A 17,617-nucleotide genomic window follows, 5' to 3' on the forward strand; every position below is an offset into this window, starting at 1 on the left:
TGGGGCAAGGCAAGTTGTTGTTTTTTGCGTTTGATCCGCCGAACCGAAAGTACTCGCACGGCACGTAGCGGGTGATTATCAACCCGATATTTTTGGGTAATATGTTTAAGCCGTTTAAAGCGGGGGTTTGAGGGTTTTGGCGCGTTTTTGTTGTTGTGGTGGGGAGGATGGGGCCATCACCCTGGACACGCGGTAACCCGATCCTGGGGGGGTGTATGCCGCAAACGTTGGCGCCAACGGTCCTGGCTGAGGCCCCCTGCCTCCCATGACAGTTTCCTGCGGGCGCGGACGCATCAGACCCCAAGGCGGGAGCAAGGGCAAAAGCAAAAGCAAAGGCAAAGCCAGGAATTGCGGCTTCGGCTTCTGACTTTGAATTTGAATTTGATCTTTCTTCTCCCGGCTACCCGGCGGGAGAAGAAGGCGCAGGCAATGCTTGAAGCGGATGGGCATGGGGGCAGCGCAGAACCGTTGGCGCCATGGATGGCGCCATCGAGCTTACATGGACGTATTTACAGCGTGTTCTGCGCTGCCCCCATGCCCATTCGCCCTCGGTACTGCCACCGCGTGCTTTATCACCCGGTAGCCCGCAACAAAAAAAAGGACGGCGCGTCAGCGCCGTCCCTCGATAAGCCCCCCGCGCAGCGGGAAGCACCAACCATGTCAGCTGGGATCAGCCGGCGCGACCGCCGCCGTTGCCACCCTGGCCGCGGCCACGGCCGCCACCATTGCCGCCGCCACCACGACGCTGGCCCTGGCCGGCACCGGCGCCTGCACGCTGCTGGCCGTTGCCACCGCCCTCGCGACGGCCGCCACCGGCCTTTTTCGGGCCCGCATGCGCATGGCGCGGTGCATCACCGTGCGGACGACGCGCGTGGCTCTTGCGCGGTGCGCGCTCGCCGGTATCGTGCTCGGCCTTGCCCGGTGCACTGTTGCCCCAGCGGATCGGCACCTGCAACTCGAAGCCCGGCACATCACGGATGTCCATGTCGCGGCCCAGCAGGCGCACGATCGCGCGCAGCAGCTTCACTTCATCCTGCGCCACCAGCGAAATCGCCTGGCCTGTCGCGCCATTGCGGCCGGTACGACCGATGCGGTGCACGTAGTCCTCGGCCACCATCGGCAGGTCGAAGTTGATCACCTTCGGCAGCTCGTTGATGTCGATGCCACGCGCGGCGATATCGGTGGCCACCAGCACGGTCACGCGGCCGGCCTTGAAGTCGCCCAGCGCACGCAGGCGCTGGCCCTGGCTCTTGTTGCCATGGATCGCCGCGGTCTTGATGCCCGACTTTTCCAGGAACGTCGCCAGCTTGTCGCTGCCGTGCTTGGTGCGGGCGAATACCAGCGTCTGCTCGCGGCTGTCCTGCGCCAGCAGGTGCAGCAGCAGGTCACGCTTGCGGCCGGCATCGACCGGGTGCACGCGATGGGTGATGGTTTCGGCCACGGTGTTCTTCGGCGTCACCTGGATCTGTTCCGGGTTGCGCATGAACTCCAGCGCCAGCTGGCGGATGTTGTCCTCGAAGGTGGCCGAGAACAGCAGGGTCTGGCGGTTCTGCTTCGGCAGCTTGGCCAGGATGCGCTTGATCGACGGCAGGAAGCCCATGTCGAGCATGCGGTCGGCTTCGTCCAGCACCAGCAGTTCAATGCCGGACAGGTCGATGCTGCGACGCTCCAGGTGGTCGATCAGGCGGCCCGGGCAGGCCACCAGCAGGTCCACGCCACGGCGCAGGATGTCCAGCTGGTTGCCCATGCCGACGCCGCCGTAGATGCAGGCGCTGGGGATGCGCAGGTACTTGCTGTAGCCACGCAGGCTGTCGTGCACCTGGGTGGCCAGTTCGCGGGTCGGGGCCAGGATCAGCGCGCGCGGCTTGCGCGGGCCGCTGCGCACTTCCTGCGAGGCGGTGCCCAGGTGCTGCAGCAATGGCAGGCCGAAGGCGGCGGTCTTGCCGGTACCGGTCTGTGCACCGGCCAGCAGGTCGCGACCGGCCAGCGCCAGCGGGATCGCCTGCTGCTGGATCGGGGTCGGGTTTTCGTAGCCCTGCTCGGCAAGCGCACGCAGCAGGAAGGGCGCCAGGCCCAGCGATTCAAAAGACATTGAGGTTGCTCCAAGTACAAGAAACGCCTGTCCGAACGGACAGACGGGGGCAGATCAAACTGATCGGCTGACTCGGAGCGTTCCCGTGAACCGCGCTGCGAGAAGTTGGGTGCAGCCGGCGCGGAGCGCAGGCTGGAATGCGTGACGAACGGTGTCGGAGTGGGGGCGGGCGACGGGGCGGACCCCGGACGCCGGCGATCCCGAAGGGAAACGGACGGCCGCTGCAGACCCGCCTAGTCTAACCGATGGCTGAGACCTTACGCAAAAAGCCCCGTTCAGGTAGGGGGCTCTATGCAGGGCTGCGCCCTGCACCCGCAGAGGCCGAAGCAACGTCAACGTCAACGTCAAAAGCGGGTTTCCTGAGGGATGGCGGGGTGGGTCCGGTGGCGGGAGACGCCGTAAACCCGTCCATGGGGGCTTGGCCGCGGCATCCATGCCGCGGACACTCCCGCCACCGGACCCATCCCGCCTTCGACAGTTTCCCGCGATCTGCGGTAGATCCACGCCGTGCGTGGATGCTCTTCGTTCAATTATCGAAATATTCGATTTCAATGGAGATTCATCCACGCATGGCGTGGATCTACTGGCCACCGGCCTACTGTCGAAGGCGGGGCACTGTGGGTTTGCGGGGTGTGAGCGGCATGGATGCCGCGACCAAGCCCCCAGGGACGGGTTTACGGCGTCCCCGCAAACCCACAGTGTCCCGCCATCCCACGGAATGCCCGTTGTTGCTGTTGCTTCGGCCGTTGCCTTGGCTTGAAGCAGGTGCAGGGTGCAACCCTGCCGAACCCCCCACTACGGTAGTGTGGCCCGATGCCGCGCTGCAGCTTGGCGCCAGCGCATATTTGATTACACTTGAAACTTGTTTGCCCACGACTCCGGACACCCACCATGAAGCTTGGTTCTTTGAAGGAAGGCGGCCGCGACGGCACCCTGATCGTCGTCTCGCGTGACCTGCGCCACGGCGTGCGCGCCACCGGCATTGCCGCCACCCTGCAGCAGGCCCTGGAGGACTGGAGCCACATCGCGCCGCGCCTGAACGCGCTGTCCGAATCGCTCAATGCCGGCGACGCCGACGGCGTGTTCGATCTGGATGTGCAGGCACTTGCCGCGCCGATGCCGCGCGCCTATGAATTCGTCGACGGCAGCGCCTACCTGCCGCACGTCGAGCGCGTGCGCCGTGCGCGTGGTGCCGAGGTGCCGGAGAGCTTCTACACCGACCCGCTGATGTACCAGGCCACCAGCGCAGGTTTCTACGGCCCGCGTGATGCGGTCAAGGTGGTCAGCGAGGACTATGGCATCGACCTGGAAGCGGAGATCGTGGTGATCACCGACGACGTGCCGATGGCCGCCACCCCGGAGCAGGCCGCAGGCCACATCCAGCTGGTCGGCCTGGTCAATGATGTTTCGCTCCGCAACCTGATCCCGGGTGAGCTGGCCAAGGGTTTCGGTTTCCTGCAGTCCAAGCCGCGCTCGGCGTTGTCACCGGTGTTCGTCACCCCCGACGAGCTGGGTGATGCCTGGCAGGACAGCAAGGTGCACCTGCCGCTGCTGACCCACATCAACGGCCAGTGGTTCGGTGCGCCGGAAGCGGGCGTGGACATGCAGTTCAACTTCGCCCAGCTGGTCGCGCATGCGGCCAAGACCCGCCCGCTGGGTGCTGGCACCATCGTCGGCTCCGGCACCATCGCCAACGAAGACACCAGCAAGGGTGCGTCGTGCTTCGCCGAGCAGCGCGTGGTGGAAACCCTGCGCGATGGCAAGCCGAGCACGCCGTTCATGTCGTTCGGCGATGTGGTCCGCATCGAGATGCTCGACGCCGCCGGCAACAGCATCTTCGGTGCGATCGAACAGCGCATCGAACAGGCGGCCAAGCCCTGAGCATGGAGGCGGCGATGGACATCCTGGTTGACGACGGCCCGGTCGACGACGGCATCGTGCTGTACACCTACTGGCGATCCAGCGCCGCCTACCGCGTGCGCATCGGCCTGGAGCTGAAGGGCCTGGCCTGGGAGGCCCGGCCGGTGCACCTGGTCCGCGACGGTGGCGAGCAGCACCTTGACGCCTATCGCGCGCTCAATCCGCAGCAGCTGGTGCCGACCCTGCTGCACGATGGGCACACGCTGACCCAGTCACTGGCGATCGTCGAGTACCTGGAAGAGCGCTTCCCGCAGGTGCCGCTGCTGCCGGCCGACGCCGCCGGCCGCGCGCGGGTGCGGGCGCTGGCCCAGCTGGTGGCCTGCGATATCCATCCGATCAACAACCTGCGGGTGATGCAGTACCTGGAACGCGACCTGCAACTGCCGGCCGACGCCCGCACGCAATGGACCCTGCACTGGATCGCCGAAGGCTTTGCCGCGATGGAAGCGATGCTGGCCAACAGCCGCGACACCGGCACCTTCTGCCACGGCGACCGCCCCGGCCTGGCCGATCTTTGCCTGCTGCCGCAGCTCTACAACGCCCACCGCTTCGGCCTCGACCTGGCGCCGTACCCGACCCTGCGCCGCATCGAGGCCGCCTGCCAGGCACTGGAGGCCTTCGAGCGCGCGCGCCCGGAGAACCAGCTCGACGCCGCCTGACGGGCCGCTTCGCTCGCCGGGCGCGGCCAGGCGCTACCGGTCCCCGGCCCGTGGAAGCGCCGGGCCATGCCCGGCGGATTCCCCATCCCCTCGCAGCATCTGCCGAAGGTCCTCCCGGAACAGCCGATAGCCGGCCTCGCGGCGGGCATCATCGCCCTGCCGGAGCACCCACGCCGGATGAACGGTGGCATAGCCGCGGGTGCCGTCCTGCAGCGTATGCCAGCGTCCACGGTCGTGCGACAGATTGAAATCCCGGCCAAAGACCGAGGCTGCCGCGGTTGCGCCCAGGCAGACGATGATCTGCGGCCGCACCCGCGCGATCTCGCCCATCAGCCACGGCCGGCAGGCCTGGATGTGGCGGCTTTCCGGACGCTTGTGCAGCCGGATCCTGCCGCGGCGCTCATGGTGGAAGTGCTTTACCGCATTGGTCAGGTACAGCGCGGCGCGATCGATTCCCAGCTCAGCCAGGGCACGGTCCAGCAGCTGGCCAGCCGGGCCGGCGAACGGCTGGCCGCGCAGATCCTCGGTATCACCCGGCTGCTCGCCGATCACCATCACCCGCGCATTGGCCGGCCCTTGGCCGAACACCGCCTGCGTGGCGGTCTCCCACAGCGGGCACTGGCGGCAGGCGCTGGCCTGCTGTCGCAGCGTCTGAAGGCTGCCGGTATCGGGGGGCGCCGACGCAGCATCCCCACGCATGGGAATCCTGCGCTGCGGTGCCTGCGCTGGCCGGTCATGCATTTCCTGCACGCGATCGCCCGCATCGCGCACCAGGCGCGGCAGCAGCTGCGCCTCGGGCAGGTGGCGCCAGTACTTGACCGGCATCTCCTGCATCATCATCCGGGTGTTGAGCCGCGCGGGATTGAAGATGCTGGCGTAATAGGTCTGCCACAGGGCCTCGCGCGCATCCTCGGCCGGGGCGTCCTCGCGTCGTGCGCCGGGGCCGAACGCCAGTGCCTGCCCATCCCATGCCACGCTGCGTGACGGTGTCAGGATAGCCCAGCGCATGCCGGTGAAGCGGCGCGCGAAGAACGGCGCCACCCGATCGACGATGTGATGCTGTGGTTCGAACCACGCGATGAACGCCTCGGGCTGGCCGGGGACTTCGCGGAAGCGCACGAACGCCTTCATCTTGTGGGTATCGCGGCGAACGGCCTGGGCGAGCGCGGTTGCGCGCAGCACGTCGGCATCGGCGGGATTGGACAGCACCGAGCGCTCGCCATGGGTGATGCGCCACAGCAGCCGGTACAACAGGGCCATGCGCTGCATATCGCGGTGGCACAGGCAGGTGGCCGCCAGTTCAAGGAAGTCGCGCGGTACGTTCGGCACGCCGGCATCGGCCAGCACGGGCGCGGAGCTGACCGCCGGCGCATCCAGCAGTGATGCGTCGCTGCCCTCCAGCCAGTCCAGCTGTTCCGGTGCGATGCCGCGCAACAGGGCATCGCGCGCGCCGTTGCGCCAGGCCTCCAGCGACCACGGCGGGTCCACCCGCAGCGACCAGCGCTGCGTGTCAGGCTGACGGTAGGGCATCGAACAGCGATCCCTGACGGGGCGGTGGGGCCAATTGGGCGCGCAGCGCAGCCGGATCGTCCAGCGCCCTGCGCGGGTGGTGGTCGGCCAGCAGCACGAATGGTAGCAGTTTGCTCATCGGCGCCTTCAGGCGGGCGATGTCCGCCACGCGCAGGCGCCCGTGCCGGCGCGCCATCAGCACGCGCTCTGCATTGCGCACGCCCAGCCCGGGTACGCGCAGCAGCATTTCCTTCGGCGCGCGGTTGAGATCCACGGGGAAGCGTTCTGGGTGGCGGATCGCCCAGGCCATCTTGGGGTCGATATCCAGGTCGAGCATGCCGTCCTGGGTGGTGTCGGTAATCTCATCCACGCCGTAGCCGTAGAAGCGCAGCAGCCAGTCAGCCTGGTAAAGGCGATGTTCGCGCTGCAGCGGTGGCGGCTGCAGTGGCAGCTGCCGGCTGGCGTCCGGAATCGGGCTGAACGCGGAGTAGTAGACCCGGCGCATGCGGTAGTTGCCGTACAGACTCTCGGCGCTTGCCAGGATCTGCTGGTCGTTCGCCCCGTCCGCGCCGACGATCATCTGCGTGCTCTGCCCGGCCGGGGCGAAACGGGGAGGGCGCGGGCGTGCGACGCGGCTTGCAGTCGGCGCCACCGCGGCGGGGGCCTTGCGTGCCTCCTTGGCTTCCTCGATGCGCCAGCGCAGCTCGCCCATCGCACCGCGGATCGACTGTACGGTTTTCTCCGGTGCCAGCGCGCTCAGCCCGGCTTCGGTGGGCAGCTCCACGTTGATCGACAGCCGGTCGGCGTAGCGCCCGGCGCTGGCCAGCAGTTCCGGCGACGCTTCGGGAATGGTCTTGAGGTGGATGTAGCCGGCAAAGCGGTGTTCCTCGCGCAGGCGCCGGGCGACCTCCACCATCTGCTCCATCGTGTAGTCCGCATTGCGGATGATGCCGCTGGAGAGGAACAGGCCTTCGATGTAGTTGCGTTTGTAGAAATCCAGGGTCAGCGCGACCACCTCGTCCACGCTGAAACGCGCGCGGGCCACATTGCTGGACACGCGATTGACGCAATAGGCGCAGTCGTAGACGCAGAAGTTGGTCAGCAGGATCTTCAGCAGCGATACGCAGCGGCCATCCGGCGTGTAGCTGTGGCAGATGCCCATGCCTTCGGTGCTGCCGATGCCGCCGCTGGCGCGTGAGTCGCGCTTGCCCGAGCCGCTGGAGGCGCAGGAGGCATCGTACTTGGCGGCGTCAGCCAGGATCGCAAGCTTGCGGATGGTTTCCATTGCGGAAACCTACGGATGAGCGGTCTCAATGGATGAGATCGGCCCTGAATCCTTCAGGCTTGCGCCGGGCATGGCCCGGCGCTACCGGTGTCGAAAGAGCTGCGCGGATCAGAACCCGTGGGTGATGCTGGGTGCGCCGGCCGAGAAATCCGCGTAGGGGTCGTGCTCGCCGCTGCTGCCTTCGGACAGGCGGAACTTCAGCGCCAGGCCATCGCGCGAGTCGGCGGCGCGCAGCGCTTCCTCCTGCTCGATGGTGCCGGCCTTGGCCAGCCTGAACAGGCACTGGTCGAAACTCTCCATGCCTTCTTCCAGCGATGCTTCCATCGCCGCCTTGATCTCGTGCACCTGGCCACGACGCAGCAGGTCGCGGATCATCGGCGTGTTGAGCAGCACTTCGGTGGCCGGCAGGCGACGACCTTCCTTGTTCTTCACCAGGCGCTGGCTGATCACCGCACGCAGGTTCAGCGCCAGGTTCATCAGCACGTTCTTGTGCGCGCTTTCCGGGAAGAAGTTGAGGATGCGCTCGATGGTCTGGTCGGCGTTGTTGGAGTGCAGGGTGGCCAGGCACAGGTGGCCGGTCTCGGCGAAGGCGATCGCCGCCTCCATCGTTTCCGCGTCCAGGATCTCGCCGATCAGGATCACGTCCGGTGCTTCACGCATCGCGTTCTTCAGCGCGTTGTGGAAGGCATGGGTGTCCAGCCCGACCTCGCGCTGGTTGACGATCGACATCTTGTGCTTGTGCAGGTACTCGATCGGGTCCTCGATGGTGAGGATGTGACCGGTGGTGGTGCTGTTGCGGTGGTCGATCATCGATGCCAGCGAGGTGGACTTGCCCGAGCCGGTGGACCCCACCACCAGCACCAGCCCACGCGGGGTCATGATGACGTCCTTCAGCACCTGCGGCAGGTTCAGCTCTTCGATGCTCGGAATCCGGCTGCGGATGGCGCGGATGACCATGCCGACTTCACCGCGCTGCTTGAACACATTGACGCGGAAACGACCGGCATCGGGCAGGGCGATGGCCATGTTGAGTTCCAGCTCGCGCTCGAACTGCGGTACCTGGCCTTCGTCCATCAGCGAGTAGGCGATCTTCTTGACCATGCCCGGCGGCAGGCCGGTGTTGCCCAGCGGATAGAGCTTCCCCTCGATCTTGATGTAGACCGGTGCCCCGGTGGTCAGAAACATGTCCGAAGCGTTCTTTTCGGTCATCAGCTTCAGGAAGTAGCCGATATCCATTGCGAATTTTCCCCAACGAAACGGCCGACGCCCGTTGCCAGCACGGTGTCGGCTTGACGACAATGGCCGTGAACCGACAACCGGTACGGCCTCCCCAATGAAACGACTTAGCTTCGCACGAATGCGCCACAGCCTGTATGTGATGGCGTTTGCATTCGCACTGTCTGCCCCCGCCTGGGCGCAGGATGGCGCGATGGAACTGGCCCAGGCCCGGCAGGCGGTCGACAAGGCCACCCAGGCCGATGCCGACCAGTACGCCCCGGACCTGATCGGGCTGGCCCGGCAGGGGCTGGAGCAGGCCCAGCGCGCCGCCGGCGACCGCCGCGAGCGCAAGAACGCCCCGGCAATGGCCCTGCGTGCCGCCGCCGATGCCGACCTGGCCCGCGTGCGCAGCGAGGAAGCCACCGTGACCGCCCAGCTGCAGCTGCGCCGCAACGAGGTCAACCAGCTGCAACGCCAGCTGTCGACCGGGGAGGATCGCCGGTGAAGCCGATGACTGCCGCAACCCTGGCCGCGCTGCTGGCGCTGCCTACGCTGGCCGTGGCCGCTGACAACCCGATGGTGGCGCAGCTGAGCCAGCGCCTGATGGCCATCCAGGCCAACCCGGATACCGCTGAGCTGGGCGCCTTCGAGCGCATGCAGGCCCAGCAGGCCATCGCCACCCTGGACAAGGCCAAGCGCCGCGACCAGGAACTGGCCACCTACCTGGCCGAGCGCCGGGTGGAGATCGCCGAGACGGCCGTGCGTACCGCGCTGGCCGCCCGCGAGGTCGACCGCCTGGAGCGGACCCGCAGCGACCTGCTGATCGAGGCCAGCCGCCGCGACGCCGCGCGCGCCCGCCAGGAGGCCGAACAGCTGCGCATGCAGGCACAGATGCAGGCCGAGGAGGCTGAACGCCTGCGCCAGGCCGCCGAGGCCGAAACCCTGGCCCGCCAGGACGCCGAGAACGCCCTGACCAGCGTGGCTGGCAAGCAGCAGCAGCGCCTCAGCGCTGCCCAGCAGAACGCCGCCAAGCTGGCCCGCGAGGAAGCCGAGCTGGTGTCCGGTCAGAAGCTGCCGGGCTCGAAGTTCGATGGCCGCGGCGAGGTCTTCACCTTCCGTGGCGATGCGTTTGCCGCCGGCGCCTCCAGCCTGTCCGGCGGCGCCCGCAACCAGGCCAAGGCGTTGGCCGAATACCTGAACATCGGCAAGAAGGGCCGCCTGCGCATCGAGGCGTACGACAGTGCCAATGGCGTGGGCCAGAAGCGTGCCGAGGCCCTGCGTGACGCGCTGGTTGCTGCGGGGGTCGCGAGCAACCGGATCCAGCTCGCCGGAAAGAAGGCGGCCTCCACCCAGGCACGTTCGGCCGAGGTCATCATCGCCCCGTAATTGCTTGATATCGTTTGTTTTTCGTTGTGATGAGCATTCAGCCTGAACCCCGCCCCGGCGGGGTTCGGTCTTTTTGACGCAGGGGTCTTGTACCCCGCCTTGAGCAGGCGTAGGGTCAATCGTCCGGGACGCAATGCCGCGGACCGGACGATGGGAGGGCCGGGCCGATGCAAGCAGGGCGCGAACCGCAGCAGATCGACGTGCGCAGGCCAGTGCCGCAGGTCGTTGCAGGCGTCCAGGTGGCCATCGACCGGCGCTCCTCCATGAACAACGCCCCGTGCCTTGTGGCCGGGGCGTTCGTGTATCTGTCGAAGGAGGTCCATCATGTTTGAAGATCAGCCCCAGAGCGAGATCGACGCACGTCGCGCGCGTGATCCGGAGTTCAGGGCACTCCATGACCAGCACCGCAAGTTGAACAAGAAGTGCATGGACGCGGAGTTGGGCGTACTCCCGATCGATGATGTCACCCTGGGTCGCATGAAGCGCGAGAAGCTGCTGGCCAAGCAACGACTTCTGCGAATGTACGAAACACCGCTCCCAACGACGTCCCCCACGCTTTGACGCACCCCGTCACGCCCGGAACGGCGTGACCCGGCCATCGATGGCCCCCGCCGGGCGCTCCTGCCCCGGCATCGCGGTACCGCCGATGAGGCGGCCGCGCCAAGGCACCACAGGCAGTGGTGCCTTGGCCTGCAGGCACCACTCACCGATGCGGGCGGTACCGGTCTCCTCGTCGATCCGGGGCCGTCCGCATCTCTTTTTGCGGGCTTGTGGCCCGTCTCCGCGCCGACCTGACATTCATCGCCATCCGACGGATAATCACCGGTCCGGCCCTCCGCGGCGCGAACCGAAAGTCCTCCGAATGCCCATTCATTCTTCCGTCCTCGAACTCATCGGCCAGACCCCGATCGTCAAGGCCCAGCGCCTGGACAGCGGCGTCTGCGAGCTCTACCTGAAGCTCGAAAGCGCCAACCCGGGCGGATCGATCAAGGATCGCATCGGCCTTTCAATGATCGAGGCGGCGGAGCAGCGTGGCGACCTGAAGCCGGGTGCGACCCTGGTGGAAGGTACCGCCGGCAACACCGGCCTGGGTCTGGCTCTGGTCGCGCAGCAGAAGGGCTACAAGCTGATCCTGGTCGTTCCCGACAAGATGAGCCGCGAGAAGATCTTCAACCTGAAGGCGATGGGCGCCGAAGTCCGCCTGACCCGCTCGGACGTGGCCAAGGGCCATCCGGAGTACTACCAGGATCTGGCCAAGACCATCGCCGAGCAGACCCCGGGTGCCTACTTCATCAACCAGTTCGGCAACCCGGACAACCCGGCCGCGCATGAATTCGGTACCGGCCCGGAGATCCTGGAGCAGATGGGCGGCGATCTCGACGCCATCGTGTTCGGCTGCGGCAGCTCCGGCACCATGACCGGCCTGTCGCGCGCGTTCGCCAAGCTGTCGCCGAAGACCGAGCTGGTGCTGGCCGATCCGGTCGGTTCGATCCTGGCCGAGTACATCAACGACGGCAATCTGAACGACAAGTCGGGCAGCTGGCTGGTGGAAGGCATCGGCGAGGACTTCCTGCCGTCGATCTCCGACTTCAGCCGCGTCAAGAAGGCCTATGCCATCAGCGACGCCGAGAGCTTCCACACCGCGCGCGAACTGCTGGGCAAGGAAGGTATCCTCGGTGGCTCGTCCACTGGCACCCTGCTGGCCGCTGCGCTGAAGTACTGCAAGGAGCAGACCGCGCCGAAGAAGGTGCTGGTGCTGGTGTGCGATACCGGCAACAAGTACCTGTCGAAGATGTACAACGACTACTGGATGCTGGACAACGGCTTCCTGGAGCGCCCGCAGCACGGCGACCTGCGCGACCTGATCCTGCGCCCGTATGGCCAGCGCGACACTGTCGTGATCGGACCGAACGACCTGCTGACCACCGCTTACCAGCGCATGAAGCTGTACGACGTGTCGCAGCTGCCGGTGATGGACGGTGACCAGCTGGTCGGCATCGTCGACGAAAGCGACGTGCTGCTGCATGTCTATGGTGACGAAGCACGCTTCCGCGACACCGTCGCCACGGCGATGGTCAGCAAGCTGGACCGGCTGGACGTGAAGTCGCCGATCGAGGCGCTGCTGCCGGTGTTCGACCGCGGCCAGGTGGCGATCGTGATGGACGGCAATGCCTTCCTGGGCCTGATCACCCGTATCGACCTGCTGAACTATCTGCGCCGTCGCGTGCAGTAAGCCGTTGATCGCAGACGTTCGCTGCTGAATCCCGGTTTATCCGCGTCAAAGGTCGTTAAGGCCGCGCTGATAGACTTCCGCACCTTCGACGGCGCCGAGCTTCGGCGCCCCTCAGGAAAGAACATGTCCAACGCTACTTCCCAGGATCGCGCCCTGGCCCTGGCCACGCTGGCCATCCACGGCGGCCAGTCGCCCGACCCCAGCACCGGCGCGGTGATGCCGCCGATCTACGCCACCTCGACCTATGCGCAGTCCAGCCCGGGCGCGCACCAGGGCTTCGAGTACTCGCGTACCCACAACCCGACCCGCTTCGCCTACGAGCGCTGCGTGGCGTCGCTGGAAGGCGGCACCCGCGGTTTTGCCTTCGCTTCGGGCATGGCGGCCAGCTCGACCGTGATCGAGCTGCTGGACGCCGGCAGCCACGTGGTGGCGATGGATGACATCTACGGCGGCAGCTTCCGCCTGTTCGAGCGCGTGCGCCGCCGCACCGCCGGGCTGGATTTCAGCTTCGTCGACCTGACCGACCTGGCTGCGTTTGAAGCGTCCATCACGCCGAAGACGAAGATGGTGTGGATCGAGACCCCGACCAACCCGATGCTGAAGATCGTGGACATCGCCGCTGTGGCCGCCATTGCCAAGCGCCATGGCCTGATCGTGGTGGTCGACAACACCTTCGCCTCGCCGATGCTGCAGCGCCCGCTGGAGCTGGGCGCGGACCTGGTCCTGCATTCGGCCACCAAGTACCTCAACGGCCACTCGGACATGGTCGGTGGCATGGTGGTGGTTGGCGACAACGCCGAACTGGCCGAGCAGATGGCCTTCCTGCAGAACTCGGTGGGTGGCGTGCAGGGCCCGTTCGACAGCTTCCTGGCCCTGCGCGGCCTGAAGACCCTGCCGCTGCGCATGAAGGCCCACTGCGCCAACGCGCTGGCCCTGGCCCAGTGGCTGGAAAAGCACCCGGCGGTGGAGAAGGTGATCTACCCGGGCCTGCCGTCGCACCCGCAGCATGAACTGGCCGGCAAGCAGATGGCTGGGTACGGCGGCATCGTCTCGATCGTGCTCAAGGGCGGTTTCGAGGCGGCCAAGCGTTTCTGCGAGAAGACCGAGCTGTTCACCCTGGCCGAATCGCTGGGCGGCGTTGAAAGCCTGGTCAACCACCCGGCGGTGATGACGCATGCGTCGATCCCGGTCGCGCGCCGCGAGCAGCTGGGCATCAGCGATGCACTGGTGCGGCTGAGCGTGGGTGTTGAGGATCTGGGGGATCTGCAGGTGGATCTGGAGCGGGCGCTGAGGGTTGCCTCTGTATGATGGGACGCCGCATCGAACTGATGTTGAGCCTGGCCGGCCGCGACATCAAGACGAAGTACAAGCATTCGCTGCTGGGCGCGCTATGGGGCGTGCTTGTGCCGTTGATCATGCTTGGCATCTATACAGTGATCTTCGCCACCATCTTCAGTGCCAAGTGGAAAGGCATTGAAGTGCACAGCAAGGTCGACTACGCCGTGTTGCTGTTCATTGGCTTGATCGTCTACAACTTCTTTGCAGAATCATTGACGCGAGCACCTACGGCGGTTCTCAGCAATCCCAACCTGGTCAAGAAGGTAGTCTTCCCGTTGGAGGTACTGCCGCCCGTGGTGGTGTTGTCATCGCTGTACAACGCTGGTGTGGCCACGGTCGCGCTCGCGGTGTTCCTGGCCTTCAGCAGCTTTGGCCTCCATTGGCAGATGATCCTCCTGCCGGTCCTGATTCTGCCGTTGCTCATGCTTACGATGGGCGTGGCCTATCTGTTCGCGTCTCTCGGGGTGTTCTTCCGCGATGTTGATCAGATTGCCGGATTGCTGGCGCGGGTGCTCCAGTACCTGACACCTGTGCTTTATCCATCGATCATTTTTCCCGATGTGATCGGCAAGTGGATGCGGCTGAGTCCGCTGGCTGTCTATGTCGAGCAGACCCGCGCGCTGATCGTGAGTGGCACATTGCCGGATTGGCCTTCCTATGGCTGGGCCGTCGCTTGGTCATTGGCCATTTTCTTCATTGGTTTCTGGTGGTTCCAGCGGACCCGGAGGGCGTTTGCCGATGTCGTCTGAAGATCTCGTGATCGATATCGAGAACGTCAGCAAGGTGTTCAACATTTTTGAGAAGCCTTCTGATCGACTGCTGCAGATGCTGTTGCCACGGCTGGGGCGTGTTCTGCCTGTTGGTAGCTCGTGGACTTCGCGTCAACGTGGGCGTGAGTTCTGGGCGCTGCGTGATGTCAGTTTGAAAGTGAAACGGGGCGACGCGGTCGGCATCATCGGTCGCAACGGTTCAGGAAAATCGACGCTGCTGCAGATCATCGCCGGCACACTTGCACCGACAAGGGGCAAGGCCAAGGTCAATGGACGGATCGCTGCGCTGCTTGAGCTGGGAAGCGGGTTCAATCCGGATTTCACCGGGCGCGAGAATGTCGTGCTCAATGGCATGATTCTTGGCCTGACGGAGCGTGAGGTGATGCAACGCTTCGATGCTATTGCCGCCTTCGCCGACATAGGCAGTTTCATCGATCAGCCCGTGCGCACTTACTCCAGCGGCATGATGCTGCGGCTGGCATTTGCAGTGCAGACCCAGGTCGAGCCGGACATCCTCATCGTGGATGAGGCCCTGGCTGTGGGCGACGCGCTCTTCCAGAAGCGCTGTTTCCAGCAGATGGAGGCGCTGCGAGCCAACGGTTGCACCCTGCTCCTCGTCTCCCATGACCAGGAGTCGATCAGGACGTTGACCGATCATTCGATCCTCCTGAGGGACGGCACCGTGCGGGTTGCGGGGCCGTCATCGGACGTGGTCCTCGAATACAGGAAGCAGCTGCATGAGGATGAGCGCGACTATTACGCGTCGGTCAGTGCGCAGCACCTGCAGTTTGCCCAGAAAATTGTTGACGCGCAGGTGGCTGGCGAAGGGGCCGCGGACGTAGAGGGCCATGAAGGTTCTGCGATCTTGGGTGCCCGCAGCGACAAGTTGTCCTTCGGCGACTATGACTGCGTGATCGAGCGGGTGCGCGTGCTCGACCAGCGCGACGAGGAGTGCGCCTACTTCCTGCCGCAGGACAAGGTGGTCATTGAAGTGACCGGGCGCCCGAAGCGTGACATGGACCGACTCAACATCAATGTCCGGCTTCGCAACAAGGAAGGGGTGAAGCTCTACTCGTGGGGTACTTTGAACCAGGATGTTAATGCGTGGGCCGAGCGCGGACGGGATGATTCAGGGGTGTGGAACATGATGTTCCCGGCGGACGTTCCTTTCGTGGTGCGGTTTACCTTCGATTGCGCCCTTGGCATGAACTTCTATGAAGTCCAGGTTTCTGTTTCAGAAGAAATCGAGCAATTTGGCGGAGCACAGCGCATGCTGCATTGGCGTGACGAGGCGGCCTTCTTCCAAGTGGGCATGAGGCAGAAGGAATACACATTCGGTGGTGTCTGCGATCTCCGCATGCACGCGGAAGTGGCCGGAATTCAGCGAAATACGGAGAAACTGTGATGCAAACAAGCACGAATGTTCCCCGTTCCGCGTTGTCCCCCGCGGCGTTGCGCGTCGGAGTTCGAAGACTGTATGACTGGTTGGCTGCGGGTCCGGTTGCGCTGCTCGGAAATTCCGAGCCGGCATTGGCGCGCGGCCTGCGGCAGTGCGGATATGAGGTGCTTGATGGAGTGGAAGGCGCAGCGTCTGCGGTCCTCGTTGTTGATCATGCAGATGTTGGCTCCGCCGATGAGTGCCTGCAGTCATTGCTGGCGGATATCCGTATACCCGTATGCCTTCTGGTCGGGGGGGGGGCGGCAACCAACGTAGCGCGTGCCCAGTGGGAGGCAGCGGCCATCCGCCAAGAGTGGCGCAAACATCCGCAGAACGAGCGCGTAGCGCCATACGGTGAGTTGGATCGTGTCAATGGGTTGCTGTTGATGGCGTTCGAACGCGTGCCCGACGCAGCCATTGCTGCCTATCCTCTGAGCGCGCTTGTGGAAGAGCGCGATCTGCATACGGACATGACTCGCGAGGCTGGGCGACGATCCGATGCGCACATGGCCCGCTATGCACAGGCTGCGCAGTTCATTCGACCTGGGGATCGCGTCATCGACGTCGCATGCGGCTTGGGGTACGGCTCCTACCAGCTTGCCCACAATAGCCAGGCGGCCTCGTTCATTGGACTTGATGCCAGTGACTATGCGGTGGACTACGCCAGTACCTGTTTTGCCCCTGATGCCCCGGTAGAGATGAGCTTCGTTGTCGGCGATGCGCAGGATCTGTCGGGAATGGCTGATGGTTCCGCGGACTTCGCGGTATCTGTGGAGACGCTGGAACATCTTCCTGAGCCTGATCGACTGCTGGCGGAGCTGCATCGGGTGCTCTCGCCGGAAGGGCGCTTGTATGCAAGCGTGCCTAATGACTGGTCGGACGAAACTGGCGAGGACCCGAATCCATTTCATTTCCATGTATACGACTGGCCGCGACTCATCAACCAGTTCCATCGGAATGGTTTCGTTATCGAGAGGGCGTGGTTGCAGGATGCCGGAGGTGGCCAGAAGCGGCATCTGTCGGTGCGCTCCATGCTTGAGATCGATCCGCACGCAGGTCCAAGCTGCGATGGTGAATGGCTGCTGGTGCTCGCCCGCAAGACCGATGCGGCAATGGAAACGGGGGACGATCCGCTGCGTCCGTTCCGCGAAATGCTCGCCAACGGACAAACTGACGCCGCATTGCATGAACTTGAGGCCCATTTCGAAACGGGAGAACCGCTGCTCCAGGCCCGCTCGCGTGCGGCGGCGGCTGTGCTTGCGACAACCACTGGGACGCTGGAGTCCGCTGCTGCGCATTGGGAGCATTGCCGGACAGCGGCCCGTGAAGCATTGGTCGAGCCATCCATCGAGGCCGAGGCGGCCGCGCTTCTGCATCTTGCCGCGGCCCAGCTGGCATTGCCAACGCATCTACGCTTTGCTCGATTGAAACTTCTGATTCGGATCCGAGCCCCGATCATCTGCGATCTGCTCGGCCCGGAGCCCGCATTGCTGGGCGACAACGATGATCGCGCCGTGTCCGCGGGCATCGGGGATGGCAATGGGCAGTCGAGCCTGAGTGCTGGCGATGTACAGCAGCTTGTGGATGCCAAGCGATGGCTTGATGGCAAGTACCACGAGCAGCAGAAGCATATTGCCGAACTGGAGCAGTACAACGTCGAACTCGAGGCTGCTCGCAGATGGCTGGACGCGCAGTACCACTCACTGACGGCAGAGGTACAGCGCCTCGGACAAGCGTCTGCTGCTGCGTCCGGCGATAGCAGGTAGCAA

The 17,617-nt window shown here is 65.0% G+C and carries 14 protein-coding genes; 10 read left to right on the forward strand and 4 right to left on the reverse strand.

Going from position 1 to position 17,617, the window contains the following annotated elements:
- Positions 1 to 670: 670 nt before the first annotated feature.
- Positions 671 to 2,092, reverse strand: a complete 1,422-nt coding sequence (locus tag QRO91_RS07065) for a DEAD/DEAH box helicase (RefSeq protein ID WP_049432238.1) — start codon at positions 2,090 to 2,092, stop codon at positions 671 to 673.
- Between the two features lie 891 nt (positions 2,093 to 2,983).
- On the opposite strand from QRO91_RS07065, the gene QRO91_RS07070 reads away from it, so the two are divergent.
- Together QRO91_RS07070 and maiA are read left to right on the forward strand one after the other, a co-directional pair.
- The gene (locus QRO91_RS07070) at positions 2,984 to 3,973 is read left to right on the forward strand and encodes a fumarylacetoacetate hydrolase family protein (RefSeq protein WP_049427974.1); all 990 of its coding nucleotides are present in this window, start codon (positions 2,984 to 2,986) and stop codon (positions 3,971 to 3,973) included.
- 14 nt (positions 3,974 to 3,987) lie between these two features.
- Complete coding sequence (gene maiA, locus QRO91_RS07075) at positions 3,988 to 4,671, forward strand: maleylacetoacetate isomerase (RefSeq protein WP_197632510.1); 684 nt, start codon at positions 3,988 to 3,990, stop codon at positions 4,669 to 4,671.
- A 33-nt stretch (positions 4,672 to 4,704) separates the two neighbouring features.
- Here maiA and QRO91_RS07080 read toward each other — a convergent pair whose 3' ends face one another.
- The 3 genes from QRO91_RS07080 to QRO91_RS07090 form a co-directional block, all read right to left on the reverse strand.
- Positions 4,705 to 6,201: a UdgX family uracil-DNA binding protein gene (locus QRO91_RS07080; protein ID WP_049427971.1), complete on the reverse strand. Its 1,497-nt coding sequence runs from the start codon at positions 6,199 to 6,201 to the stop codon at positions 4,705 to 4,707.
- Complete coding sequence (locus QRO91_RS07085) at positions 6,182 to 7,465, reverse strand: putative DNA modification/repair radical SAM protein (protein WP_049427967.1); 1,284 nt, start codon at positions 7,463 to 7,465, stop codon at positions 6,182 to 6,184. The genes QRO91_RS07080 and QRO91_RS07085 overlap by 20 nt, the downstream gene beginning before the upstream one ends.
- 108 nt (positions 7,466 to 7,573) lie before the next feature.
- On the reverse strand, positions 7,574 to 8,701 hold the full coding sequence (locus tag QRO91_RS07090; RefSeq protein ID WP_004141526.1) for a PilT/PilU family type 4a pilus ATPase: 1,128 nt from the start codon (positions 8,699 to 8,701) through the stop codon (positions 7,574 to 7,576).
- A gap of 121 nt (positions 8,702 to 8,822) precedes the next feature.
- Here QRO91_RS07090 and QRO91_RS07095 point away from each other — a divergent pair, with 121 nt between their 5' ends.
- The 8 genes from QRO91_RS07095 to QRO91_RS07130 all read left to right on the forward strand — a co-directional run bounded on the left by QRO91_RS07095 (position 8,823) and on the right by QRO91_RS07130 (position 17,614).
- The gene (locus QRO91_RS07095; protein WP_005407961.1) at positions 8,823 to 9,188 is read left to right on the forward strand and encodes a DUF4398 domain-containing protein; all 366 of its coding nucleotides are present in this window, start codon (positions 8,823 to 8,825) and stop codon (positions 9,186 to 9,188) included.
- Complete coding sequence (locus QRO91_RS07100; protein WP_005407962.1) at positions 9,185 to 10,069, forward strand: hypothetical protein; 885 nt, start codon at positions 9,185 to 9,187, stop codon at positions 10,067 to 10,069. The genes QRO91_RS07095 and QRO91_RS07100 overlap by 4 nt, the downstream gene beginning before the upstream one ends.
- Positions 10,070 to 10,393: 324 nt before the next feature.
- A complete protein-coding gene (locus tag QRO91_RS07105; RefSeq protein WP_005407964.1) occupies positions 10,394 to 10,630 on the forward strand; it encodes a YdcH family protein in 237 nt (78 codons plus the stop codon).
- A gap of 301 nt (positions 10,631 to 10,931) precedes the next feature.
- Positions 10,932 to 12,302, forward strand: a complete 1,371-nt coding sequence (locus QRO91_RS07110) for a pyridoxal-phosphate dependent enzyme (RefSeq protein ID WP_049427966.1) — start codon at positions 10,932 to 10,934, stop codon at positions 12,300 to 12,302.
- Between the two features lie 123 nt (positions 12,303 to 12,425).
- A complete protein-coding gene (locus QRO91_RS07115) occupies positions 12,426 to 13,610 on the forward strand; it encodes a cystathionine gamma-synthase (protein ID WP_049427963.1) in 1,185 nt (394 codons plus the stop codon).
- Positions 13,607 to 14,389, forward strand: coding sequence for an ABC transporter permease (locus QRO91_RS07120; RefSeq protein ID WP_080354981.1), 783 nt, complete (start codon positions 13,607 to 13,609; stop codon positions 14,387 to 14,389). Before QRO91_RS07115 ends, QRO91_RS07120 begins: the two co-directional genes overlap by 4 nt.
- Positions 14,379 to 15,815 carry an ABC transporter ATP-binding protein gene (locus tag QRO91_RS07125; RefSeq protein WP_049427961.1) on the forward strand — a complete coding sequence of 479 codons (1,437 nt, stop codon included), beginning with the start codon at positions 14,379 to 14,381 and terminating at the stop codon, positions 15,813 to 15,815. Before QRO91_RS07120 ends, QRO91_RS07125 begins: the two co-directional genes overlap by 11 nt.
- A 125-nt stretch (positions 15,816 to 15,940) precedes the next feature.
- On the forward strand, positions 15,941 to 17,614 hold the full coding sequence (locus tag QRO91_RS07130; RefSeq protein ID WP_157804766.1) for a class I SAM-dependent methyltransferase: 1,674 nt from the start codon (positions 15,941 to 15,943) through the stop codon (positions 17,612 to 17,614).
- Positions 17,615 to 17,617 lie beyond the last annotated feature (3 nt).

Source organism: Stenotrophomonas maltophilia group sp. Smal32, from assembly GCF_030237085.1.
GTDB lineage: Bacteria > Pseudomonadota > Gammaproteobacteria > Xanthomonadales > Xanthomonadaceae > Stenotrophomonas > Stenotrophomonas maltophilia_Q.

Coding starts and splice junctions, on each gene's coding strand:
- QRO91_RS07065 (WP_049432238.1), bottom strand. CDS start 2,092: ATGTCTTTTGAATCGCTGGGCCTGGCGCCCTTCCTGCTGCGTGCGCTT.
- QRO91_RS07070 (WP_049427974.1), top strand. CDS start 2,984: ATGAAGCTTGGTTCTTTGAAGGAAGGCGGCCGCGACGGCACCCTGATC.
- maiA (WP_197632510.1), top strand. CDS start 3,988: ATGGACATCCTGGTTGACGACGGCCCGGTCGACGACGGCATCGTGCTG.
- QRO91_RS07080 (WP_049427971.1), bottom strand. CDS start 6,201: ATGCCCTACCGTCAGCCTGACACGCAGCGCTGGTCGCTGCGGGTGGAC.
- QRO91_RS07085 (WP_049427967.1), bottom strand. CDS start 7,465: ATGGAAACCATCCGCAAGCTTGCGATCCTGGCTGACGCCGCCAAGTAC.
- QRO91_RS07090 (WP_004141526.1), bottom strand. CDS start 8,701: ATGGATATCGGCTACTTCCTGAAGCTGATGACCGAAAAGAACGCTTCG.
- QRO91_RS07095 (WP_005407961.1), top strand. CDS start 8,823: ATGCGCCACAGCCTGTATGTGATGGCGTTTGCATTCGCACTGTCTGCC.
- QRO91_RS07105 (WP_005407964.1), top strand. CDS start 10,394: ATGTTTGAAGATCAGCCCCAGAGCGAGATCGACGCACGTCGCGCGCGT.
- QRO91_RS07110 (WP_049427966.1), top strand. CDS start 10,932: ATGCCCATTCATTCTTCCGTCCTCGAACTCATCGGCCAGACCCCGATC.
- QRO91_RS07115 (WP_049427963.1), top strand. CDS start 12,426: ATGTCCAACGCTACTTCCCAGGATCGCGCCCTGGCCCTGGCCACGCTG.
- QRO91_RS07120 (WP_080354981.1), top strand. CDS start 13,607: ATGATGGGACGCCGCATCGAACTGATGTTGAGCCTGGCCGGCCGCGAC.
- QRO91_RS07125 (WP_049427961.1), top strand. CDS start 14,379: ATGTCGTCTGAAGATCTCGTGATCGATATCGAGAACGTCAGCAAGGTG.